Annotated in this window: 2 protein-coding genes; both read right to left on the minus strand. The window is 59.0% G+C overall.

Going from position 1 to position 1,786, the window contains the following annotated elements; translation table 11 throughout:
- Positions 1-116: 116 nt before the first annotated feature.
- The gene (locus tag NW860_RS07095) at positions 117-824 is read right to left on the minus strand and encodes a DUF1995 family protein (protein WP_414513308.1); all 708 of its coding nucleotides are present in this window, start codon (positions 822-824) and stop codon (positions 117-119) included.
- Positions 825-837: 13 nt separating this feature from the next.
- Entirely contained in the window at positions 838-1,404 is a 567-nt protein-coding gene (locus tag NW860_RS07100; protein WP_414513310.1) for a GUN4 domain-containing protein, read from the minus strand.
- Positions 1,405-1,786 lie beyond the last annotated feature (382 nt).

Below are 1,786 nucleotides of genomic sequence, written 5' to 3' on the forward strand. Positions count from 1 at the left end.
TAGAGTCCGCGCAGGTTGTCAAGAGGCATCGTTGTTCCCAGATTGCCGCTTTGGCTAGAGCTAGGGGCTACTCGTCTCCTCCTGCCGATTCATCTTAACTTCGTTCCCGGCAGAGATTAGGAGAATCCCAACCAGCGCCGCCAGCTCCACCAGGGAACTCCTTTTCGGCGAGCCTGGAACAGCTCGGCCACTTCTTCGCCACTGGGCCGGGCTCTAAAGGTTTGGAGGACGCTGTAGAGGCCGGTCTCCTCCTGCTGCCACACGCTCCAGGGATCCGGATAGGCGCGAAACAGCGCCCCTTCCGCCAGCGAGCGCAGGTAGTAGCTGGTCTCAAAGGTACTCAGGAAGCGTTGGCGCAGCCGCCGACCGGCTAACCCCACTCCCACCGTGGCCGCATCCTGGAGCTGCGGGTTGAGGAGAACAACGGGCTTGGGATCCCCGCTGCTGACCGCCTGGCAAACCCGCTCCACCTGATCCAAGTTGTAGACGGCGGGCATGACGAAGAGAAGGCTCTGTTCTGGGGTGGGCTGGGTACGGGCCGTCAGGCTCTGCAGTTCCACTCCTTCGGGCAGGGATCCCCACTCCCGCTGGGCCAGCGCTGCTCCGCCGGCATCACTAAACAACACCAAGGCCGGTGGCTGGAGCAACTGCAAGAACGGACGAGCCAAGACTTCTGGCTTAATCTCCGGAGCGAGGATCTCGATGAGCAGGCGGCGATACCCTGCTTGTATGGCCAGCTGTGTGGCCTGGATGGCCTGCTCACAGGCCTGGGCTAGGTCGACAGGTAAATTAGGAAATTGGGCTAGTTGTAGGTGCTCGGTCACAGGTCAATCCAACTTAAGATTCTTCCCAAGCCCTGTGGGTGAGTAACTCCTCCAACACCCGCACCCCCCGCAGTTGGTTGGAAAGGGGCAGGTGGCCCTTGGGCGCAGACAGATCCCAGGTAAACTCGTCAGGGTAGCGGGTCCAGTGGTAGCCTTGCTTCCAGCCGATGAGCGACCAAAAGCGCTCCCAATTGCGATTTACCCCCAGCCATAGCTGCCGCTGCACCGAGTAGCCAAAGCGATCTCCGGAAGCTGCCCGCCAAAGGCGATCGATGGTGCGCAGATCCTCTGCCGGGATCCGGCTCACCTCGGAAAAATACAGCCAGCCCCGCCGCACTGCCCCCTCTCCTGCTGCGCGACACAATAGTTGCAGACTTAGGCGATCCGCCTCCCGCCAGGCTCCCGCCGACAACAACTCCTGCAAAGGCCGGTAGTCGATGTTCAGGGCTGAGATCAGAGGGACGGTTACCATGGTGCGGTTGCCACTCTGAAAGATACAACGCTGGACAAAAGCGGACTTTTGCTCCAGGTTGAGGCTTTCTTCCTGCTTCCACGACCCATAGCTAGCAGCAGAGTTCACCTCCACTACCCCACTAGAGGGATCTCCACAGGCGCCACTTCCCGTCGAGCTAACGGTAGTTACTCCTTAGTAGCTCTTGATGAGCACACAGGCTAAAGACGGAACCAACTTTAGCCTAGGCAAAGTGCCTACCAGCAAGAAATGTGCCTGCAAGTCTACTGGCTTAGCCAATCCACGTCAAGGCAGAAGGTGCGTTGGCGAGGTTACCCATTGTGCCACGAAGTAGCAAATTGTCTGGTAAGTCGAGGACTAGAGGAAAGCCCAGTGTCCCTTTTGATCCTAGTCCCTTAGGTTTCGGGCGGGTACTTAGGCGGATTTCCAAAGACAAGGCGATAGCCAATGTAGGCTACCCCCAACAGCCCCGCCAGGATCCACAGGAAAG

The organism is Synechococcus sp. F70.1 (genome assembly GCF_047502745.1).
In the GTDB taxonomy this organism is placed as follows: domain Bacteria; phylum Cyanobacteriota; class Cyanobacteriia; order Thermostichales; family Thermostichaceae; genus Thermostichus.